Origin of the sequence: Microcystis ichthyoblabe FBCC-A1114 (assembly GCF_050500245.1) — a bacterium.
GTDB classification, from domain to species: domain Bacteria; phylum Cyanobacteriota; class Cyanobacteriia; order Cyanobacteriales; family Microcystaceae; genus Microcystis; species Microcystis ichthyoblabe_A.
This window is the reverse complement of the sequence record NZ_CP191408.1, coordinates 4,747,707-4,769,307: the sequence shown is the minus strand read 5'-3', so window position 1 is coordinate 4,769,307 and position 21,601 is coordinate 4,747,707. Positions and strand designations below refer to the sequence as shown.

The 21,601-nt window shown below is 42.2% G+C and carries 18 protein-coding genes and 1 pseudogene; 5 read left to right on the top strand and 14 right to left on the bottom strand.

What is annotated here, in order from left to right:
* Window positions 1-53: 53 nt before the first annotated feature.
* Together ACQY1Y_RS23210 and ACQY1Y_RS23205 are read right to left on the bottom strand one after the other, a co-directional pair.
* Window positions 54-2,297, bottom strand: a complete 2,244-nt coding sequence (locus tag ACQY1Y_RS23210; RefSeq protein WP_430013647.1) for a Piwi domain-containing protein — start codon at window positions 2,295-2,297, stop codon at window positions 54-56.
* Window positions 2,298-2,300: 3 nt separating this feature from the next.
* Entirely contained in the window at window positions 2,301-3,092 is a 792-nt protein-coding gene (locus ACQY1Y_RS23205; protein WP_002756102.1) for a PD-(D/E)XK nuclease family protein, read from the bottom strand.
* A gap of 175 nt (window positions 3,093-3,267) precedes the next feature.
* On the opposite strand from ACQY1Y_RS23205, the gene ACQY1Y_RS23200 reads away from it, so the two are divergent.
* Window positions 3,268-3,624: a helix-turn-helix domain-containing protein gene (locus ACQY1Y_RS23200; protein ID WP_002738811.1), complete on the top strand. Its 357-nt coding sequence runs from the start codon at window positions 3,268-3,270 to the stop codon at window positions 3,622-3,624.
* Window positions 3,625-3,629: 5 nt separating this feature from the next.
* Window positions 3,630-4,295 (top strand): ImmA/IrrE family metallo-endopeptidase, encoded by a 666-nt coding sequence (locus tag ACQY1Y_RS23195; RefSeq protein ID WP_430013646.1) that lies wholly within the window; start codon window positions 3,630-3,632, stop codon window positions 4,293-4,295.
* Window positions 4,296-4,335: 40 nt separating this feature from the next.
* On the opposite strand, the gene ACQY1Y_RS23190 is transcribed toward ACQY1Y_RS23195, so the two are convergent.
* From ACQY1Y_RS23190 to ACQY1Y_RS23180, 3 genes are all read right to left on the bottom strand, one after another.
* Complete coding sequence (locus ACQY1Y_RS23190; RefSeq protein WP_002747787.1) at window positions 4,336-5,331, bottom strand: LysR family transcriptional regulator; 996 nt, start codon at window positions 5,329-5,331, stop codon at window positions 4,336-4,338.
* Between the two features lie 878 nt (window positions 5,332-6,209).
* Complete coding sequence (locus ACQY1Y_RS23185; protein ID WP_002756104.1) at window positions 6,210-6,764, bottom strand: YqeG family HAD IIIA-type phosphatase; 555 nt, start codon at window positions 6,762-6,764, stop codon at window positions 6,210-6,212.
* A 116-nt stretch (window positions 6,765-6,880) separates the two neighbouring features.
* Entirely contained in the window at window positions 6,881-7,504 is a 624-nt protein-coding gene (locus ACQY1Y_RS23180; RefSeq protein ID WP_002738717.1) for a class I SAM-dependent methyltransferase, read from the bottom strand.
* A 119-nt stretch (window positions 7,505-7,623) separates the two neighbouring features.
* Here ACQY1Y_RS23180 and hemH point away from each other — a divergent pair, with 119 nt between their 5' ends.
* Complete coding sequence (hemH, locus tag ACQY1Y_RS23175) at window positions 7,624-8,787, top strand: ferrochelatase (protein WP_002738693.1); 1,164 nt, start codon at window positions 7,624-7,626, stop codon at window positions 8,785-8,787.
* Window positions 8,788-8,879: 92 nt separating this feature from the next.
* Here hemH and ACQY1Y_RS23170 read toward each other — a convergent pair whose 3' ends face one another.
* The 5 genes and pseudogenes from ACQY1Y_RS23170 to ACQY1Y_RS23150 all read right to left on the bottom strand — a co-directional run bounded on the left by ACQY1Y_RS23170 (window position 8,880) and on the right by ACQY1Y_RS23150 (window position 12,346).
* On the bottom strand, window positions 8,880-9,131 hold the full coding sequence (locus tag ACQY1Y_RS23170) for a hypothetical protein (protein WP_002739055.1): 252 nt from the start codon (window positions 9,129-9,131) through the stop codon (window positions 8,880-8,882).
* Window positions 9,132-9,202: 71 nt separating this feature from the next.
* Window positions 9,203-10,328, bottom strand: a protein-coding gene (gene prfB, locus ACQY1Y_RS23165) for a peptide chain release factor 2 (RefSeq protein WP_192575066.1) whose coding sequence is annotated in 2 segments (ribosomal slippage) — window positions 9,203-10,255 and window positions 10,257-10,328 — 1,125 coding nt in all. Because the reading frame shifts where the segments join, the coding sequence is not laid out codon by codon here.
* 139 nt (window positions 10,329-10,467) lie between these two features.
* Complete coding sequence (locus ACQY1Y_RS23160) at window positions 10,468-11,580, bottom strand: DUF3747 domain-containing protein (RefSeq protein ID WP_430013645.1); 1,113 nt, start codon at window positions 11,578-11,580, stop codon at window positions 10,468-10,470.
* Between the two features lie 203 nt (window positions 11,581-11,783).
* Window positions 11,784-12,083: pseudogene (locus tag ACQY1Y_RS23155) on the bottom strand (type II toxin-antitoxin system RelE/ParE family toxin).
* Window positions 12,084-12,085: 2 nt separating this feature from the next.
* The gene (locus ACQY1Y_RS23150) at window positions 12,086-12,346 is read right to left on the bottom strand and encodes a ribbon-helix-helix domain-containing protein (protein ID WP_002739380.1); all 261 of its coding nucleotides are present in this window, start codon (window positions 12,344-12,346) and stop codon (window positions 12,086-12,088) included.
* A gap of 171 nt (window positions 12,347-12,517) precedes the next feature.
* Between ACQY1Y_RS23150 and murD the strand changes: the two genes are divergently transcribed.
* Together murD and ACQY1Y_RS23140 are read left to right on the top strand one after the other, a co-directional pair.
* Window positions 12,518-13,867, top strand: coding sequence for a UDP-N-acetylmuramoyl-L-alanine--D-glutamate ligase (gene murD / locus ACQY1Y_RS23145; RefSeq protein ID WP_002795100.1), 1,350 nt, complete (start codon window positions 12,518-12,520; stop codon window positions 13,865-13,867).
* A gap of 156 nt (window positions 13,868-14,023) precedes the next feature.
* Window positions 14,024-16,651 (top strand): glycoside hydrolase family 10 protein, encoded by a 2,628-nt coding sequence (locus ACQY1Y_RS23140; protein ID WP_430013644.1) that lies wholly within the window; start codon window positions 14,024-14,026, stop codon window positions 16,649-16,651.
* Between the two features lie 169 nt (window positions 16,652-16,820).
* Here the strand turns inward: ACQY1Y_RS23140 and rpsU are convergent, their stop codons facing one another.
* From rpsU to sufD, 4 genes are all read right to left on the bottom strand, one after another.
* On the bottom strand, window positions 16,821-17,003 hold the full coding sequence (gene rpsU, locus ACQY1Y_RS23135; protein WP_002738938.1) for a 30S ribosomal protein S21: 183 nt from the start codon (window positions 17,001-17,003) through the stop codon (window positions 16,821-16,823).
* A 382-nt stretch (window positions 17,004-17,385) separates the two neighbouring features.
* On the bottom strand, window positions 17,386-18,891 hold the full coding sequence (locus ACQY1Y_RS23130; protein WP_430013643.1) for a pseudouridine synthase: 1,506 nt from the start codon (window positions 18,889-18,891) through the stop codon (window positions 17,386-17,388).
* Between the two features lie 34 nt (window positions 18,892-18,925).
* Entirely contained in the window at window positions 18,926-20,188 is a 1,263-nt protein-coding gene (locus tag ACQY1Y_RS23125) for a SufS family cysteine desulfurase (protein ID WP_430013642.1), read from the bottom strand.
* A gap of 55 nt (window positions 20,189-20,243) precedes the next feature.
* Window positions 20,244-21,569 (bottom strand): Fe-S cluster assembly protein SufD, encoded by a 1,326-nt coding sequence (gene sufD / locus ACQY1Y_RS23120; protein ID WP_430013641.1) that lies wholly within the window; start codon window positions 21,567-21,569, stop codon window positions 20,244-20,246.
* Window positions 21,570-21,601: the final 32 nt, after the last annotated feature.

Sequence of the window (21,601 nt, the reverse complement as noted above, 5' to 3'; positions counted from 1 at the left end):
TACTTTTCCAGCTTTTTGTCCTGTACTTAGGAGAATTTACATAATTTTCCTCTCTAAAGCCAGAATTGACAATCATCTTCTAATAAACTAGGACAAATTCCTTGTAAGCGTCGATAAGCAATAGCATCCGCTCCATACAAAGGGATAGGTAAACGGGGTTCTTTGAGAGAACCATAGTGAAGTAAAGTTAATTTTAACGTAGTGTCAACTAACTGTTTTAAATTTACTTGATCTCCTAATTCATGAACTTTTAAGCGCAAGGGACGAGGAACACCTATTTGTTCAGACACTTGGGACGTTATCAGGATAACTTCCCGCTTTGATAAAGCAAAAGCTAATCCTTTTGAGGGAGCATTTATCTGTTTTTGCTCAAAATTATAAAGTCTAGGAATGCCAGTTTTATAACATTCTACGAGAATAAATTTAGCATTAATCGCTCTAGCTCTTGCTAGTAAATTCTCAATCTCCTTTCCTTGAAATTTACCATCTCTGTAAATGAGAACTGTCTGATTTTTTAGTTCAGCTTGCGGTAAACAATTTTCCAGAATACGTTGAGGAATTTCTTCTCCCTCGGTTAAACTATCTTCTACCCGACAGCGAACAAATTCTCCCTGTTTTCCATATAGTCGCACACTTGCACAAACATTGAGACTCCCTGGAAGATTTTTTTTAGGCATCCTTCCCACATCTAAACCAATAAAATAATCGGCAATTTCTAGAGGTTCAGCAAGGACATAGGGTAAATTTCCTAATTTGGCTAGGATTCCGGGGACAACTTGATTGAGAATATTCTTATAGTTGCTCTTATCATTTAAAGTTTTCTCATAAATCATTTGAGTTATAACTCCACGCTCCAAAAACTTTTTTTTAATCCACGAATATAAACTTCCTTCTTCAGTATTATCAGCATTGCGATCCTCTTGAGGAAGAAATACTAAAGCAATATCTACAGGAATTTCTCCTCCAATTAATTGATCAACTGCTTCTTCCAGTCTAGCTCTTTTTTCAAATCCTACACCTTCAACAGAGAAATTTATTTGATTCTCTGCTGGCAAAATGGTCTCAAATTTATAAAGTTTTAATCGCTTTTCTAATTGTTCTCTAAAATCTCCCACTTTCAAATTAGCTGGTTTCAGAATAGCTAAACGAATTTTACGAGCAGGATCTTCATATTCTCGATGACGTTTATATACACCACCCTCCGATAATCCTTTGAGAGTTTTTCTTTTTTCTCCCCTTTCTCCCTTACCAAATAAGATGGGAGTTTGCTCAAGAGAAATAGAAGGAGTCCAAAATAATGCGGGGTATTCTTGGCTGTTAATACTTTTTTCTTTTAACTGAAACCCAAAGTTATTTAAAGTATTTTGTGCTTCCTGTTTATATAACTTTAATCGTTCTTGTCGTTCAGCATAGAAGATTTTTGTTTCCTTTAATAACTCTCCGTAATTGACTTGAAATAAACTCTCATCTTTATCTGTCATACAGGGTTTTAAAGCTGCCAATGGATAAATATACTCCTCGGGATTTTTGCCAAATTGTACCGCCACCACTGGCTGCCCAAGATGAGCTTCTTCTAATTTTCTTCGACTAATTGAACCCGTAGCTTTTTTTAATAAATATTCTCTTCTTTCCCCAATTGTACCCGCTATTCTAATAATTTTAGCTGTCCCATTAGTTTCTATAGTTTTAACCTTTAAACCTACTAATAATTTAGCCGCATCTTGTCTATAGGGATGATTTTCATAAAACTGTTCTAAATCTCCACTATAGACAATACTACTTTCAAGAGTTAAACAAATAGCTGGATCGGTGTCATTGATGATTTCTGCCCAAAAGTTAACTTCTCTCCTTACCTGTACTTGGTTTTCACTTATCTGACTATCTTTGGGAAAAACTATTGGATAGGAAAATTTACCAAATATTTTCAGAATTCTAACTGCTAATTGTGCTGTAACTAAAGCTGTTATCTGAAAGTCTTTTAGCCAATGAATAGAATAATAGTGATCGCCAATATCTTCTCGTAAAACCTCTTGAATATCTGATAAAGCTTCTTTCCACTGTTGTGGAGAGGGAAGAGATTTTTCATCTTTAGCTAATACCCAAAAACAATTATCTTCAAAAATAACCACCACAGCAGGAAACTTCCGACTGAATTGCCAACCAAAACGATTACCTATTTTTCTAGTAACTTGATGATTAAGCTTAAAACAATTTAAACAATTATTCTTGAGAGTTAAGGAACTAATTTCACTCAAAAATATTGGAGAGTTGGCTGTTTTAGTTTCTGTGTAATTCATGATCTAAACCTCCTTATTTGCATAATCACAAATCGATGTAAACGGACAATAACGACAGACATAGCCACTTTGAGGCGGAAAAATATGATAAAAATCTTTGGGGTGATCTTTATATTTTTGTAGTTGTTGCTGATGTTTTTTGGCCAGGGAAGCTAGTTCGATTTTAACTGCTTCTATTGCCTCAGAAGACAGGGATATTTTTTCTGAGCTTGTTTGGGTTTCTAAATTGTAAAAAGAAGCGACAATTTTTTTCTGAGGATAACGGTAACTAGCCGCCAGTAAATAAACATGAGCCTGACGACGATCAAAATTAGATTGACCAGTTTTCAAATCTAAAATATGTATAGTGTCATCAGCTTCTCTGAAAATACAATCAAAGGCAGCGGACAAATTAAACCGATATTTGCCTTGCTCGATAACAATAGGTTCTGGATAACCTTCATCGCCTCTAGATAAATTAATAATCTCTTGATTCAATAAAATTGGTTGTTGATAGTAATTGTTTAAAATTACTAAAACCCTAGCTTGAATTTCTGGCGATTCTTGATTTAATTGCAGGATTTTTGCCACTTGTTCCACCCCATGGGAACCTGATAATCTCACTGGCTCTTGATGAAACTCAAAAACTCCCCTTTGTGCCAACTTACCAATTTTTTGCGGTTGATTATCTTCTGATAATAATCTTTGGACTTCTGGTTCTTTGTTTCGCGCTTTTTCAAACCCCCGTTTTGTCTGACAATGCCAATTCTCATAGCCAATCGCTGGTTTTAGTGATCGCCAAAGACTATAGCTCATCGGAGGATACCAAGGCTTTTTGGGGGACTGGCAGGACAAGATTTTTTCCCTCGGTCAGGATAATGCTAGGATGACATTGACTAAAATAATCAACGCCAATGAACTAACTTTAGCCTATGTTGACTGAAATAGTCAACCCTTGATATAATTTTTTTGAGCGGTTGGGAGAAAAGCAGTGTCAGAAACATTTGGACAGGTTATCCGCAAAGCTCGTCGAGAGGAGGAATATAGTCAGAGAGAACTAGCTAAGTTGATTGGGGTGGACTATACCTATCTATCGAAGCTAGAAAATGATCATGCGGGTTATCCTCCTAGTCAGCAGGTTATTGAGTCCTTAGCGACTCATTTAAAATTAAATGCTCAAACTCTAGGAGAATTAGCAGGACGACTGAGTTCAGATGATCAAAAAGTCTTCAAAGAGTTAGTTCAAAAATACCAACAAATGCCAATTTTATTGCGTCGCATGAAAGACAATCCCAATTTTGCCCAAAAAATTATTTCTGAGGCGACAAAATTAGAACCAGAGGAGTAAATATCTTGGATATTATTAAACCCTATAGTTTTATTCCCAAAACAGTGATTGAAGCTCAGGCAGACAATATTCTCAAGAAAGTAAAAGCTAATCGTCGTCGTCCCTTAAAAAATTGCGATATTGCGGAAGCAGTGGCTGATTATTTTGATTTGGCTATTGAATGGACGGACATAAAGCCAGATCAAGAGGGAGAAATCGCCGCAATGATTATTCCCACAGAAAAGAAAATTATTCTCAATGAAGATGTAAAATTCTTAAAAGATTCTCACAATTCATCCCTAGCAAAAGAAGGTTTTAAAAATTCGAGTTTAGCCCATGAAATTGGTCATTTTGTCCTTCATATTAATCAAACAGCCGTCTCTAACTTTTTGGATCGAATCAATCAGGGAGATTCCCTAGAGACAATTCAACCTTTTCTATGTCGGACAGTTGATTCTAGCCAAAGAATTGAATGGCAAGCCCAATATTTTGCCAGTTGTTTACTAATGGCGATGAGTGAGTTAGAGAAAGCCATCAAGGGCCGTGACTTGACTAAATGGGGACATCTGTATGCGATCGCCGACGAGTTGGGAGTAACTATTACTAATCTTAGAAGTCGTTTAGAAAGTCTCCATTGGATCAAAGTCGATAAAAAAGTAATTTATCCCGGCAGTAATTTTCCCAAGAAATAGCTTCAATGTTCCGAGGAAGATTTTGCCCATCTCGATCGACTTATTTACTCATAATTTCGGCGGTTTGTGAGTTAGGAATCGGTTCAAAGTTGTGGTCGTCAGCCAGATATTCCGGATAGGTGGAGAATTGGGGTAGTATTTCTAGGGTAAAAGCTTCGGCCGCTTTTGAGCGATAACGATTCGGGTTAATAATTACCGACAAAGTGCGACGTACCTCCACATCTTTAATTCTGGTAGCGTGGATCACGCCCATTTGTAGTTCTTTTTCGATCGCTGTCACCGAGACAAAAGCCGCCCCTAAACCGGATTGTACGGCATTTTTAATCGCCTCGATCGAGTTCAGTTCCATCTCCACTTTTAAGCGTTTGGTATCGATCTCGCAACGAGTTAAAACCTTATCAATGACTTTGCGAATCGTCGATTGGGAATCGAGGGTGATAAATTTTAGTCGATATAAATCCTCTTTTTGAATCATTTCTACCTTAGACAGAGGATGAAAAATAGGCAGGACTAAAGCCAGTTCATCGTCTGCGTAGGGGATAATCCGCAGGGTTTCTTGTAATTCGGCGGGAACTTCTCCCCCGATAATGGCTAAATCCACTTGACCGTTAAAAACACCCCAAGAGGTGCGACGGGTGGAATGAACTTGTAGCTGTACGGATACTTCTGGGTATTTTTGCCGAAACAGTCCGATCATGCGGGGAAGAAGATAAGTCCCCGTGGTTTGGGAAGCACCGATGATTAGGGTTCCCCCTTGCAGATTTTGTAGATCTTCGATCGCCCGACAGGTTTCTTGACAGAGAGTGATAATTTTTTCGCCGTAGTTTAAGAGTAGGTGTCCCGCTTCTGTTAATTGAGCTTTCCGACCGCCTCGGTCAAATAACGGCACATTTAGCTGTTTTTCGAGGTTTTGTACCTGAAGACTGACCGCCGGCTGGGATACATACAGGGTATCTGCCGCCCGTTTAAAGCTTCCCTCAGCAGCGATCGCTTTGAGAATTCTCAGTTGGTCTAGGGTGAAAGGAATGTCGGTCATAGAAAGCCTCAAAAACATCGACAGGAGAAGGGGATGACAACAGCGACAAATCTTAAGTCAGTGCAGATAAATACACTGAATTGACAGTACCACACCACGGGGATCAATACTTCAGCTAGTTCGATGATCGCTTATTTTAGTCCTCAGCCCTGAATCAGTAATCAGTTACCAGTTATCAGATGCGAGTTATCAGTGAACTGATAACTGAAAAAGGCTGCCTCAGCAATTATCGGGTTGACTTTTACATACTACTTAATCGTTAGGCAGTAAGCATAAATAAGTTTTACACTTAATCCTGTTTCACCTTTTCTCAAAAGGGTAGAAGGAGTTTTATCTGTAAAGTTTATTTATTCTCAATGCCTAAATAGTCGTTGGCTGCAAAACCTGCGAGTAACATTCTCCTAACCAGGCTGTTTTTTCTTCGTTTTTGAGCTTTGGTCAAACCTGGTTGAGAGCTACCTGAGATAATCCCACCACCAGACTGCTCCCATCACTTGACTAAGCTTTTGAGATGAGAGTTCTTGCCTAATTAATTTTTGAGAGTTCAAAAATGAGAAAAATAGGCGTAAAATTGCATAAAATCCCTAAACAGAGCATTTAATTGATTAATTCTCATTCTTAATTCTCCTGAATACTGACTACTGGCTCCTCACCTAAGGGAAGATTTTTGATTTTTACAAGAGGTCTATTATAGTACAGGCTTTGATCGGAGGTAAACAAGGCGGTCGGGGGATCCCCACCAGTGCGCTTGCTCAGGGTGGGGAATTCCCGTGCCATATTTTCGTTAAGGTCTTTATCTCGGCTGACCTCATTTCAAATTCTCTATAGTATTTCCTACTTTTCGCCATTTACCTCTATAGTTAAGTATTTTTTAATATTTACTTTTGTGAGGATTGGTCAGGTTTTATTAAGTAATGCTGCGGATGCAGGGAAACGCCGAGAATTTGTGATACCCACACCTCAAAATCGTGGATTGGATAAGCTGCCCCCCCCGTCAAGGGATTTACCATTGGTTTCACCAGAATGGTAAACATTCCCAGACGATTTCCCGCTAAAACATCGGTAAACAAGCGATCGCCAACCATAGCAATTTGTTGGGGGGGGAGTCCCATGGCTGCCATCGCTTGCCGGAGTTTGCGTCGAGAGGGTTTCACCGCACCGAGAAGGTAGGGAAGTTGTAAATTATCAGCGATCGCACCGATGCGATTTTCACTGAGATTATTGCTTACCAACCAAATCGGTAGATAAAGACGCAAGGAATCGACCCAACGCTGTAAATCGTCAGAAACCGTCGTTTCCTGAAGGGGAACAAGGGTATCGTCCACATCGAGAATCAATCCCTTAATCTGATGCTGACTCAAAATCTCCGGAGTGAGACCGAGAATCGTATCCCCTAAAATTAAATCGGGTTGTAGAATTTTTGCTCTAGTCATTAACTTCTCAAAAATAACTGGCAGCGAGTCGATCGAACTCAGCTTGATTAAAAAACCGTTGCCTTATTTAGTATAAATGACCGACTGCCCCTGAAAATCTTGCCTGGCCTATCTCTTCACTTGGCCGCTTGAATCACCTGTAAACTGCCACCAGCGTATAATTTTTGTTGACAATCACGAAAACCGATCGCCTGTAAAGATCGGATCAAGTCCCGATCGATAAACTGCCAAGCGGTATCGGTTTCAAATAATTGCAAAAATAGGGCTAAAGAAGGCCAAAAAAGCGGGTTAGTGGGTCGATGAAAATCCACGAGGGCAAAAATTCCCCCCGGTCTGAGAACTCGATACACTTCTTTAAGAATTTCCTCTAACTGCTCTGGTTCCATTTCGTGGAGAGCGGCGCTAGTATGCACAAAGGCGAATTCTCCGGCATTAAAGGGCATTTTTTCGGCTAATCCCTCCACATAATGCGCTTGCGGCACCGCTAAACTAGCTCGCTCCAGAGCCACAGGAGAGACATCTAAACCGGTACAGTGATCGGATAGGGGGACTAAATAACGGGTGGTTTGACCCGCACCACAACAGAGATCGAGGATAGGGTCATTTTTAGCGATTTTTAAACCTTCTAGAGCTAATTGCCGAAAACAGGACTCCCCACCCACTGCTAGGGCAGCCAGACGGGAGATACCATCGTAAAGCCATTGATATTGATAACTGAGGGGACGTAAAATAGTAGCCAAGATCAACCTCCAAAATTTGATTAAGTTCTCTGTAGCCTGTAATTTGTTTTAACGGTTCCACCGATATATTGTTAAACTTGGTAAAGAATCTGAAAATTTAAAAATTATCTGTTAACACTATGGGTCGCGTTGGGGTTTTATTATTAAATTTGGGTGGGCCGGAGCGGTTAGAGGATGTGCGTCCTTTTCTATTTAACCTTTTTTCTGACCCAGAGATCATCCGTTTACCGATCAAAGGATTACAAAAACCGTTAGCTTGGTTAATATCGACGCTAAGAGCGAGTAAATCCCAGGAAAATTACCGTCAGATTGGTGGTGGCTCCCCTTTACTCAAGATTACGGAAGCACAGGCCACGGCACTGCAACAACGTCTCGCGGAAATGGGCCGCGAGGTGAGCGTTTATATCGGGATGCGTTACTGGAATCCCTTCACCGAAGAAGCGATCGAGCGGATTAAACGAGACCATATCAAAAAATTAGTTATTCTCCCCCTTTATCCCCAATTTTCCATCAGCACCAGTGGTTCCAGTTTTCGTGTGCTGGAGGAAATGTGGCAGCAGGATCCCTATCTGCGTTTAACGGAATATACTCTCATCCCCTCTTGGTACGATCATCCCACTTATCTGAGTGCTATGGCCGATCTGATTGCGCGAGAATTAGAGCAGTGTGCTAATCCTGACCAAGTACATATCTTTTTTAGCGCCCATGGTGTCCCCCAAAGTTATGTGGAGGAAGCGGGAGATCCCTATCAAAGGGAAATTGAAGAATGCACTAGGGCGATCATGCGTACTCTAAACCGACCCAATCAGTACACTTTAGCCTATCAAAGTCGCGTCGGTCCGGTGGAATGGCTAAAACCCTATACTGAAGATGCTTTAAAAGAGTTGGGAGAGCAGGGAATTAAGAATTTATTGGTCGTGCCGATTAGCTTTGTCTCGGAACACATCGAAACCCTGCAAGAAATCGATATAGAGTACCGAGAAGTGGCGGAAGAAGCGGGAATTGAACATTTTCAGCGAGTACCGGCTCTTAACACTCACCCGATGTTTATCGAATCTCTCTCCCAGTTAGTGGTCAAATCCCTAGAGGAAAAACCCACCACTTTCGAGCAAATTACCCATCCGAAAGCGAATATGAAAATGTATCCCCAGGAACGTTGGGAATGGGGGATGACAACGGCAGCCGAGGTGTGGAATGGTCGATTAGCGATGATCGGTTTTCTGGCAATTATTATCGAATTAATTACCGGTCAAGGACCGTTACATTTTGTTGGTTTATTATAACCTCAAGCTTCGTTGCCATTGCTTTTGATGGTAACTACCAAAATAAGGTTGGGTTTAACTATATTTAACCCAACCATTGGCGATTTCATCTCTTAGGACATCATATTAGCAGAACGAACATTAACGTTAACTTCTAGCCTACCATTGCCGAGCATATCTAACCCAGTGACGCTAAACAGATTAGCTTTAATCCCCCTTTCCTGAAAATTAGCCTGTAATTCTTTGATGAGAACCTCTTCCACTTTCCCCTCATCATCTGCTAGAGCTTGGACGATTTTAGCAGCGAAAGAGCCAATTTTTGCGCTCAATATTTCTTCCACATTGGTAATCTCGATAATAACCATTGATTTTTCTTCTTAGTAGAGGACAAATAGCATAAGAACAGAATTTGTAAGAAAATAGAGCTGCTCTCATCTTAGGAATCAGTATAACCTGCACTGTTCCCCCCCAAACGTAAATAGGCTTCAATAAAGCTATCTAAATCCCCATTCATTACCCCAGTAACATCGGTGGTTTCCACATTACTACGGAGATCCTTAACCAATTGATAGGGATGAAAAACATAGTTACGGATTTGATTGCCCCAAGCGGCCTCCACCATATCGCCGCGAATTTCAGCGATCGCTTGAGCCTGTTGTTCCCGAGCAATAATTAACAATTTCGCCTTTAATAAAGCTAGGGCTTTTTCTTTATTTTGTAATTGCGATCGCTCTTGGGTACAACGTACAGCGATACCTGTGGGAAGATGAACTACACGCACGGCAGTTTCCACTTTATTAACATTTTGTCCACCTTTTCCCCCAGATCTAGTGGTGGTAATTTCTAAATCTTTATCGGGAATTTCTACCCTCACCGCATCATCGCCCAAAATTGGCATCACTTCCACCCCAGCGAAACTGGTTTGACGTTTACCATTAGCATTAAAAGGGGAAATTCTGACTAACCGATGGGTGCCTTTTTCTCCTTTTAGATAACCGTAAGCATAAGTTCCGGCAATCTCAATTGTCACCGATTTAATTCCCGCTTCATCTCCTTCTGATATTTCTGCTAAAGTGACTTTATAACCCTGTTTCTCGGCCCAGCGAGAATACATTCTCAGGAGCATTTCTGTCCAATCTTGGGCATCGGTTCCCCCGGCCCCCGCATTAATCGTTAAAACCGCTCCTTTTGCGTCGTATGGACCATTTAAAAGCTGTTGCAATTCCCAGCGATCGAGGTCATGCTGTAAATGAGTTAAATTGTCCGTTGCTTCTTCTAGTAAAGCTCGATCGGATTCTAATTCTAATAACTCGATAATTGCCTTAGTATCTTCTAATTGTTCACACCAACCCTGATAGGTTTCTAAAGAAGATTTACATTCGTTTAGTTCTTGCAGGGTTTTTTGAGCAGTATCGGGATTATCCCAAAAAGTGGGGACGGCTGCCACCTGTTCTAAGTCTTTAATTTTGGCCTTTAAAGTGGGTAAGTCAAAGATAGTCCTGGGTTTTACCCAGGCGCGATCCTACTATCTCGATACCTTTTTTTAGTTCCGATATTTCCATGTTATCAGTTAAGTAAGTGGTTATAATTAAATAGACGATAGATTTTGCCTTTGATCTCCCCCGTCCCCCTTGATAAACGGGGGGCCGATCCCCCCTTAATCCCCCCTTAATAAGGGGGGCATCTAACAATTTTTAACGGCTAAAATGGTACGATCGATCCGCGCAGGGGAGCAAGACTTTGTAAAGCGTTTTCAGCCTTATCACGACTGCTAAAAGCGCCTATTTGCCAGAGGGAACGACCTTTGTAGGAAGTGGGGAAAGCGTCGGGATAGAGAGAACGAACTTTGCTGCGATCGCTCTCGGTTTTGGCTTCAATTACTACTTTAAAACCTTGGCGGCCACTATTGCTCATATTACCACTACTGGGATTAGCAGCTGGTCGATTAAAAGTAATCACATCCGATAAACTTCTCTGATTGCCTAGGTTGCGCGGCGGCGGTGGTGGTACAATTGCATTAGTATTCTGGGAATTGGGAGGAGTTAGGGGGGGTAAATTAGGGGTAACTGGGGACGGTGGGGTTAAATTTGGCTTTGGTACCGGATTAGTGGCCACTGGCTGAGGATTGCTCTCTACTGCTGTTTCTGCAGCGGTAAAGGTATATTCTCGCACTTCGGGATCACCGGAAGGATTAACCGGTGTTTCTGCTTTGACGGATTCTCTGGGGAGGGAATAACTATTACCCGCGAGTAATTCCGGGGGAGGATTGAAACTGGGACTATCGGCAGTTAGATAGATATGACTGAGATTTTGACCGGCTAGACTGCGTTTAGTAAAGCGCCAGCCATCGATGAGATAAATTTGGATTAAACCGGTCCCTAAACCTTTTGTCCGTCCAATAATTACCTCTGATTGTCTGGGATTGCGGGGAGTTCCCACGAGGACTAATTCCCCGTTGCGTTGTACGATACGCAGCAGGTATTCTAAACCGTAATCTTTGCCCTGAATGCGAAGGGAATAACCGTTACTGTCGGTGGCTCGTTCACAACTGCCGGTAAAATCGAAATCGAGGAGGAGAGGCTGAACAATGGTCGGTTCTCTGCCATTTACCGCCCAACATTGGCGTTTTCTGGGAATTTGTTGCAAAATCAGCAAATCGTATTTACCGTTACCGTAGGGACGGGCAATAGCGATAAAATCCTCTTGATTAACTTCTCGTTGTTCAAAGAGAGTTGCTTGACTGGGTGTCGTCAGGAGACAACCCCCCAGAAGTGAAAACAGTAGGGTAAATTTTAGGGATGATTTTAGATTCATAAATAGGGAGCCTTGTTATGGGGATCGTACTTGCATTTATTTTATCGATTTAGACGCAAGTCAGAGAATTTTGTTTTCCTAGGGGAAATAGTTTTATAATTCAGCCGTCGGCCGTCAGCCTTCAGCCATCAGCTAGGAAAGGCAATCAGGCCAATTGAAAGGTCTTGGAGTCTGCTCAATTCTGCTGGATTTTTGCTAGGGATTTATTTTATCTCGGAGAATAAAGCTTCTAAGTCTTGACGACCGCTAACTATTCTTAAAATCTCTACTGTGTCATCAGTAACTCGATAGAAAATAATATATCCATCTAAAGGCAACCCTCTCAAGGACGATCTAATATGACTGTAACTACGTCCTCAATTGGGAAATTGTGCTAATTGTTGACACTTTTGGGAAAATTTTATCAATAGTTTTTCCCCAGCTTCCACGTTTACCGCTAAAAAATAATCAGCAATCTTGTTTAAATCTTGACTGGCTGATGGGGCAATAATATAACGATTCATGATTAGGATTGACGCTCTTTCTGAAATTTTTTTAAAATATTGTTGATAACTGTTTCGACCTCTAATCCTTCCCCATTGTCTAATTCAGCTACAGCAATATCAATTTGATGACCGGTTTCTTCTCGCCATTCTAAATAATCTTCATTGATGTTGGACAGCAAGTGTAAAGCGGTATCTATGAGCTGCTCTACATTATCAAATCTGCCACTTTTTAACTGTTCTTCGATAAATTTTTCTTGATTTGGTTTTAGTTGAATATTCATACTAATTTTTGTTAGTTTAAGGACTAAATTATAAGCATTCCATTTTATTATACTGCAAGGAGCAGACAGAATAGACTAAGATTATCGCTGATCTAGGGGCAGAAATAAGGTAACAATCCACAGTAGGATAGAGATTGCGAAAAATTGACTCTTGAGTAGAGTGGCAACAAGATGGCGAAAGCGGCGATTATTGGATTGGGAAGATCGGGAATAGCAGCGGCAAGATGCTTAAAACGGGATGGTTGGCAGGTGACATTAAGCGATCGCTCTGATTCTCCCAGTTTACAAGCACTGCAAACCAATCTGGAAAGAGAAGGAATTATGGTCAATCTTGGTCAAAATCTCAGTCTAGAGGCTTCAGACTTGCCTAATCTTATCGTGGTTAGCCCCGGCGTGCCTTGGGATGCCCCGATTTTAATTACTGCCAGAGAAAAAGGCATCGAGACGATCGGAGAATTAGAATTAGCTTGGCGTTATCTGCAATCTTCCCCTTGGTTGGGGATTACGGGAACTAACGGTAAAACCACCACCACCGCCCTCTGTGCCGCTATTTTTCAAAAAGCGGGGTTAAATGCCCCTTCCTGCGGTAATATCGGCTATGCTGCCTGTGAATTGGCTTTAAAAGCCGATAAATACGATTGGATTATTGCGGAGATTAGTAGTTATCAGATCGAGTCCAGTCGGGATTTAGCGCCGAAAATCGGCATCTGGACAACTTTTACCCCCGATCACCTCAGTCGTCATCAAACCCTGGAAAATTATTATCAGATTAAAGCCTCTTTACTGCAAAGAAGCGATCGCCAAATCCTCAACGGTGATGATCCCTATCTGCGTCAAATCGGTGTTAGTCAATGGCAACAAGCTTACTGGACTTCTGTGAAAGGCAAAGAGGCGCTTTTGGGCGATCCTAGTCGTGGTGTTTATCTGCAAGATAACTGGATCGTGGCTTTTGGGGAGTTAATTGCCCCGGTTAATCTCCTGAAAATGGTGGGTAGTCACAATCAGCAGAATTTGCTTATGGCTGTGGCCGCCGCTAGATTGGCAGGAATCGAGAAAAAAGCCATTACCGAAGCGATCGCCACTTTCCCCGGGGTTGCCCATCGCTTAGAGTACATTTGTACTCATAAAGGACTAGACTTTATTAATGATAGTAAAGCAACTAACTACGATGCCGCCGCCGTGGGTTTACAATCAGTCCCTAGTCCAGCGATTTTAATCGCGGGAGGAGAAGCGAAAGCAGGGGATGATCGGGCTTGGATCGCTGAAATTAAGGCAAAAGTCGCCACTGTGCTGCTGATTGGTGACGCTGCCGCCGATTTTGCCCGTCGTTTACAGTCAGCAGGTTATCAAGATTATGAATGTGTAGAGACGATGGACAGGGCAGTTCAACGTGCGGCTGAATTAGGACTGGCAAAAGAGGCTAAAGTGGTGTTATTATCCCCAGCTTGCGCTAGTTTTGACCAATACCAAAGTTTTGAACATCGCGGCGATCACTTTCGGCAATTGTCCTTACAGTTGTAGGGAGATGGGGGAATGGGGAAGTGGGGAAACTCAACTAAAACCCTAAAACCCCGTTGCGGACGGCTAAGACGTAATTTTTGTTGCCAAAGATACTATTTTTTGGCTAAGTTGGGTAAGATCAGGAGGAGTTAACCAAAAAAATTAAGAGAAAAAAACGTGCTGGGATCGTCCTTCCGTCGTGATCATCTTTTTAACAAGCCCCTAATTGTCTGTCTTTTGTCCTGTGTGGGTGTCTTGCTACCAATCCCAGTTTTAGCGACACCAGTGGCAGTGTTAAAAAGTCAGGAAAATGCCAATCAATGGACAGATATAACCAATCGTTTGCAAAATGTCGGGGTTAATTACTGCATTCTCCAGAGTAATCAGTGGCAAAGCGACGCGGATTTGAATAAAATTAAGGTTCTAATCATCCCCAACGTCGAGACTATTTCCGGTTTACAAGCTAGTGTCTTGAGTCGTTGGCTGAATCGCGGTGGTAAAATTATCGTCACCGGTCCGGCGGGAAATCTTTCGGAACCTGCTGTGCGGAATCAACTGCGATCGCTATTCGGGGCTTACTGGGCCTATCCCCACCCTCAAGCTTACACCCTGCGACCGACTAATTTAGGTGAACTGAAAAACCAAAAACCTTTAGCCAGCAGTCTCCTCGGTGGTGTGGTTATCCCCACGGGAATTAATAGCCAAACCGTAGCCGTCTGGGGAGCGCGCAATAATCCCCCTGCCGTTGTCCTCAATAATAACTCGATCTTTCTCGGTTGGCGCTGGGGCAGCGATGCCGTGGCTAATCTCGCCCTCGATAGCGCTTGGCTAGAAACCGCTCTGCAACGCTACGGCATTAATCGCAGTTCTTCTCCTAGCACAATTGCGCCCTATTGTCAAGGGCAATCAACAATAGTTAATAATATTAATAATACACCAATGGCGACCGCACCCCGTCGCCCTCTACCCCAGATTGCAGAAAATCCCCCCAGGGAAACGGCGAGATTAAGTCCGAGTACCGAGGCAATTCCCCCCAGAGCGAGCCTAACTTCTCAACAAATTAGCCAGATGACGGCAGAATTGCAGGGATTAATCGGGCGTTATGGGGCGACTCTCTTAGCTTTAGAAGCCAGTAATAATAACACTTTAACTACCGATAAATCCCTAGCACAAGCATTTCATAATCGGGCAAAAAATTCCCCCACCTCGGATGGGGCGAGACGATTCCGTTTAGCCCTAGAAAATGCCCAAGGAACCTTAAATAATTTTCAGAATTTAATCGCTCAGGGGGACTATACCCAAGCGCGGGAATATTGGTTACAAGCGCGGCGAAATCTTTGGGATAATTATCCCACTAATCGACAATTTGCCCAACCAGAAATACGAGCAATGTGGTTAGATCGAGGCACGATCGTACAAGCTAAAAACGAGGAGGATTTAGCTAAAGTATTCGATCGCATGGCGGCAGCGGGTATTAATGTGGTCTTTTTCGAGACAGTTAATGCTAGTTATACTATTTATCCCAGTCAAGTTGCCCCCGAACAAAACCCTTTAACTAGAGGTTGGGATCCCCTCAAAGTTGCCGTTAAATTAGCCCATGAACGCAATATGGAAATCCACGCCTGGGTGTGGGTTTTTGCGGCGGCTAATCAAGCTCATAATAAAGTATTAGAGCAACCATTAAATTATCTCGGTCCAGTTTTATCGCGTAATTCCGATTGGGGTGCAACTAATAAAAGTGGTGGTTCTTTTGATTACAGTCAAGGCACGAAAAAGGCCTTTTTTGATCCTGCTAATCCCGAAGTACAGAACTATCTTTTATCTCTTTACGAGGAAATTGTCAAGAATTACGATGTGGATGGCTTGCAGTTAGATTATATTCGTTATCCTTTCCAGAGTCAAGATTCTAATCAAACCTATGGTTATGGTAAATCCAGCCGTTGGTTATTTAAACAAATGACAGGAGTTGATCCCATTACTTTAAATCCCCGGGGTGCTTTATGGGAACAATGGACTAGCTTTAAAATCCGTCAGGTTGATACTTTTGTCTCCCAGGTTTCTACTCGTTTAAAACAGATTCGCCCCCAATTAAAAATGTCGGCGGCGGTGTTTCCCCTAGAACAAAAAGAACGGTTATATCGTATTCAGCAAAACTGGGAAGAATGGGGACAAAATCAATGGATAGATATAATATTTTTAATGACTTATGCTCTCGATACAGGGACTTTAGAAGATAAAACCCAGTCTTTATTTGATCGCCAAATTGCAGGAAATGCTCTGATTATACCCGGTATCCGTCTGTTAAAAGTACCCGATCAAGTCACCATCGATCAACTACAATTTATTCGCAATCTTCCCACTTCGGGATTCGCTCTTTTTGCCACAGAAAATCTCAATCCCAACCTGCAAACAATTCTTAATCGCATTCAGGGATCGATAATTACGAAAAAAGCTGAACCTTTACCCCACCGTCAACCCTTTAAAACGGCAGCAGCGCGGTTTAATTCTCTGCGTCAAGAGTGGAGTTTTTTAATAGTTAATAATTTATGGGCAATGGAGGAGCGAACCTTAAAAACTTGGGGGCAAGAAGTGGACGAAATGGCTAATCTATTAGAGCAATTAGCTAATAATCCCAGCCCTCGCAATTTGACTTTAACTCAAAATGCTCTAAAGCGATTTAGCTATCAATTTAAATCTGTGATGTCCAGACAAAAAGATTTATCTGCCTATCAAATACAAGTCTGGGAAAATCGCCTCGCAACCCTACAAAGTCTCCTAAGTTATGGTCAAAGGGTTGAGTTTTAAGTAGTCGTGCAGAATTAATTTCCCAGTAGAGATAGGCACTCTGGCAAGAGACAGCCATCAGTTGTTTTATCCCTACTCCCCTACTCCCTAATCTGTTTCCCAACCCCCAAAACCCGATGAAAATAAAAGACAGCCAGAAGCCTTTGTTCAGCTTCTGACTGGCGGAATTTTAACGACGACGGGTTCTTTGTCGTCTTCGGGCTACTGCTTTACGCTTTCTCTTTTCTTGAGGGGTTTCAAAAAATTGATGCTTTTTGATATCCGCATAAATTCCCGCTTTCGCTACCTGTCGCTTAAAACGACGTAGGGCTGATTCGATCGCCTCGTTCTGACCAACTACCACTTGGGTCATTAACCTAATTCACCTCCTGTAACTGCTCTCTGCCTAAAAAATGCCAACTTCTCATTATAGCACAATCTAGCGTAAAAAGCGATCAAGGCCGCCTTTAATTAGGGCGAAGGCATCTTAAGAGATATCCTGCAAAAGTCTTATTCAGCCACCTGATGATAGCCTAAAGCAAGTTCATAATTGTCAATGCCAGCAAATGGCTCTCTTATTCTTTGTGTGATCAGTTTAACTTATATAGGAGAGAGCGATCTTTGTGTCCTTTGTGTCTTTGTGGTTTGTTCGACTCGCTCGCCAGGATAACTGCATCTTAGAATACATTTTACCCACCAAACCGAAGAGAGCCAGCAAATTTTTGGCTCCGCAAGAAGTTGAGATTTTATAGCTCTCAAAAGGGAGTGGGAATGATCAGATCAAGTTTATTTTCGGTCTGAGGATGACGAAAAGATAATTGTTTAGCGTGTAGGTACAAACGGTCGGACTGCTTACCATTATACAAGCGATCGCCTAAAATTCCTATCCCTAATCCCGCTTGACTATGAACACGAATTTGATGGGTTCTTCCCGTGTAGGGAATAAATTCGAGGCGAGAATAATTGCCTTCTTTACCGATAACTTTAAAATAGGTTTGACTAGGTTTTCCCCTTTGCCAGTCCACAGTTTGATAGGGTCGATTTTGCGGATTTCCCCAGAGAGGTAGGTCAATTATACCCGATTCTTGCTCAACAATTTCTGACAATATAGCTTCGTAGATTTTCTCCACTTCTCGCCGTTGAAATTGTTGGGATAAACAACGATAAATATCTAAACTTTTAGCTAGTAATAATATACCAGAAGTTTCTCGGTCTAAACGATGAACGGGAATGACATTTTTTCCCTGACGACGAAACCGATTAACCACAGCATCTTGACTATCTTGATAACGTCCTGCTACCGATAATAATCCTGGGGGTTTATTAATAGCAATTATTCCCTCGTCTTCGTAGATAATTTCTAGAGATGAACGTAAACCAGAGAGTAAAAAACCCATGAGAGGTTGACATCTTTCTTGACAAGCGCCATAAAATTCTCCCTGTTTTCTATCTCGATTCGATTCTCCCCACCAAAATTCGGCCATAGCGATGGGTTTTAATCCTTTCATAGCGGCATAATTTAATAATTTTGGGGCGCAACATTCCCCTGTTCCTGTCGGTAACAAATTACTGCCCATCAATTTAGCTAAGGAGAGAGATTGTCCAGAAAAATTATTTAAACAGTAGGATTGATACAGCAATTCCTGTAACTGTTTGGAGAGGTTTCTACGCTGTTGCTTAAGTTCAATAATTCTCTGATTGGCTAAGTTTATTTTCTCAATTAAGGGTTCTAAAACTTGTTTTTGTTCCTGTTTTAATTGCTTTATTGCTCTTTTTTCCTGACGACTGAGATTATTTAACTTTTCTAATTCTTCTGAGTTTAAATTTCCTAAGTTTCTTAGTCTATCTCGTTCCTGTTTATGGTTTTGATGTTGTTGCTGTAAAGCTTGGATTTTACGTTCAAAACTTGCTTGATTGAGTCGATATAAATTATGTTCTGGGATTGATTGTAGGGTGATAATTTTCTGTTTAATTGTTTCTAAAAGTTGCAAAACTCGCTTTTCTTCCAGCACAATTTTTTCTCTCCCCACTAGAGATGGAACCCAGCCGGTGGCTTCTCCCTGTCCAGAAAAAGCTTTTAAAATTTCTATTTCGCCATCGGCATTTTCTCCTAACAAAATGCCATACATTTTGCCTTCAGGATTGGTGATAGTTGTCATCAAATCTCGGGCAATTTTTTCAGCCAAAAGAGTGCGGGGCAAGCGCAATAACTCGCCCGTTTCGGGACAAATTCCTTGATAATAATAAGTAACTTCCTTCACTCTTTAAGAACAGGAAAAGGGGCCAGAGATACCCCTAAGAAAAACAATTGGCAAAGAAATCGATAGTTTCCTGTAAAGCGACAATAAAGCGATCGATTTCTTCGCGGGTATTATAAAAATATAGACTTGCCCGCGCGCTGCCGGAAGCATCAAAAAGGCGGTGTAGAGGTTGGGTACAGTGATGACCGGAACGAATAGCGATTCCTTCGTGGTCTAATAAAGTAGCTAAATCACTAGCATGAATCCCTTCCACATTAAAGGCGGCTAAACTAGCCCGACCTTGGCCTGTTAAACTAGGTGATGGTCCGTAAATTCTTAAACCCTCAATTTCTCCTAATTTTTTGAACAAACAGGCGGTTAACTCTTCTTCGTAGGCATGAATATTATCCATACCTAAACCCATTAAATATTCTACCGCAGCACCGAGAGCAATCGCTTCGCCGATAGCGGGGGTTCCCGCTTCAAATTTGTGGGGCAGTTCCGCACAGGTAAAATGGTCTAAATAGACTTCCGCAATCATTTCGCCACCACCAAAAAAGGGCGGCATTGCCTCTAAAATCGCCTCTTTGCCGTACAAAAATCCAATACCGGTGGGGGCGCACATTTTATGACCACTAGCCACCAACCAATCACAATCTATGGACTGCACATCAATGGCTAAATGGGGGACACTTTGACAGGCATCAATTAATACTTTCGCCCCGACTTGATGGGCAAGGCTGACTATTTCGGCAACGGGATTAATACAGCCTAATGTATTGGAAACATGGAGGACAGCCACTAATTTAGTTTTCTCAGATAACAAGGATTTATATTGTTCTAAATCAAAGCTTTCGTCGCTGGTTAATTGCACATATTTAATCACCGCCCCCGTTTTTTGGCAAACAATTTGCCAGGGGATTAAATTACTGTGGTGTTCCATCACCGAGAGAATAATTTCATCCCCTGCTTTCAGGGTATTTAATGCCCAACTGTAGGCGACTAAATTAATCGCTTCCGTGGCGTTGCGAGTATAGACAATTTCCTGACGAGAAGCGGCATTAATAAACCTAGCCACCTTATCTCTGGCCCCTTCGTAGGCTTCCGTTGCCCGGACACTTAAAGTATGCGCCCCCCGATGCACATTAGCGTTATCTTTTTCGTAATAGTTTCGCAGGGTTTCTAATACTTGAATCGGTTTTTGGGAAGTGGCAGCACTATCGAGATAGATAAGGGGTTTATCGTGTACGGTTTGATGGAGGATAGGGAAATCGGCGCGGACTTTTTGGGCGAGGGTTTTTTCTTGGATAATTGTCATTTTAGTCAGGAGTCAGAGGGGTACTTTGGGCAGGTTGACACCCACCCCGGTAGAGTTATTCCACACTGCGACAGGCGACACATTGCCCCAATCTTTGGCGGAGGGATTCTAGAGGAATTTTAGCTAAAATCTCGGCCGAGAAAGCATCAATTAACAAACTGCGGGCGGTGTCGGCACTTAAGCCCCGGCTTTGCAGATAGAATAAATCATCGGCTTCCAGTTGGCTAATGGTTGCCCCGTGGGAACATTTGACGTTATCGGCGGTAATTTGTAATTCCGGTTTGGTGTTGACTCGTGCCTTGTTAGAAATTAACAAATTCCGATTTAACTGGGAGGCGTTGGTTAATTGGGCAGGTTTGGGAACAAACACTTTACCATTAAAGATGGCGTGAGCGCTACCATCAACGATACATTTATGCAGTTGGTTGCTGATACCGTGGGGATGGTTGAGATAGATGGCGCTGTGGGTATCGGCGGTTTGTTGTCCGGTAATCATGGCTAATCCGTGCAGATTTGTCTCGGTTTGTTCGCCTTTTTGCAGGATATCGAGGTTATGACGGCAGAGTTTAGCTCCTAGATTTATCTCGTTGAGAGTGTAACGGCTATCGCGCCCTTGTTCAATTATCGTGCGTCCGATGTGAAAACCATCTCCCGATTCCCGTTGTACTCTGGTATGGATAACCTCGGCGTTGGCTTCGAGGTAAATTTCCGTGACAGCGTTGGTGAAATAAGAGTAATTTACAGGTAAATCGGAGCAATGTTCGGCTAAAGCTCCGTAATTCTCGATAATATTGACACTGGCTCCCGTTTCCGCCACGATGAGGCTATGGGGCTGATAAAAGCGGGGAATTTCCTCCACAACGGTGATAAATAGGAGATGTATCGGGGTTGTGACGACGGTGTTAGCGGTGACGTGAATTACTGCCCCATCGCTTAGTCCAGCTTGGTTGAGTGCGGTAAAAAATTCGGGGGTTTTTTCTTTCCCTAGATAGTTGACAAGAACATCTTTTTGTGCATTGGCGAGATTGCTGACGCTGACACCGGGGGGTAAAGCGGAGATATCGGACAATTCAGGCTGATAAATGCCGTTAACGAAGACTATACGGCTGTTTTTGGCTTCGGGCAGTAAAAAAACAGCCAGAGCATTTTTATCGATTGTAACGGTTTGGGGAGCGCGAAAATCGATCGCCCAGAGTTGACTTAAATCGGTGAATTGCCATTCTTCGTCTTTTCTGCCAGGGATGGCTAATTCGTGAGCTTTACTGGCTCCCGATTCTCTTAATTCGAGAATTTTACCGTTATCGATAGTGGGAACCGTTTCTCGCGACAATTTTAACAATAATTCTCCTGATTGTTCAGGTTTCGTGATTATGGCTGTCATTGGTAAGAGGGGGTGGGGTGTGGGGTGTGGGG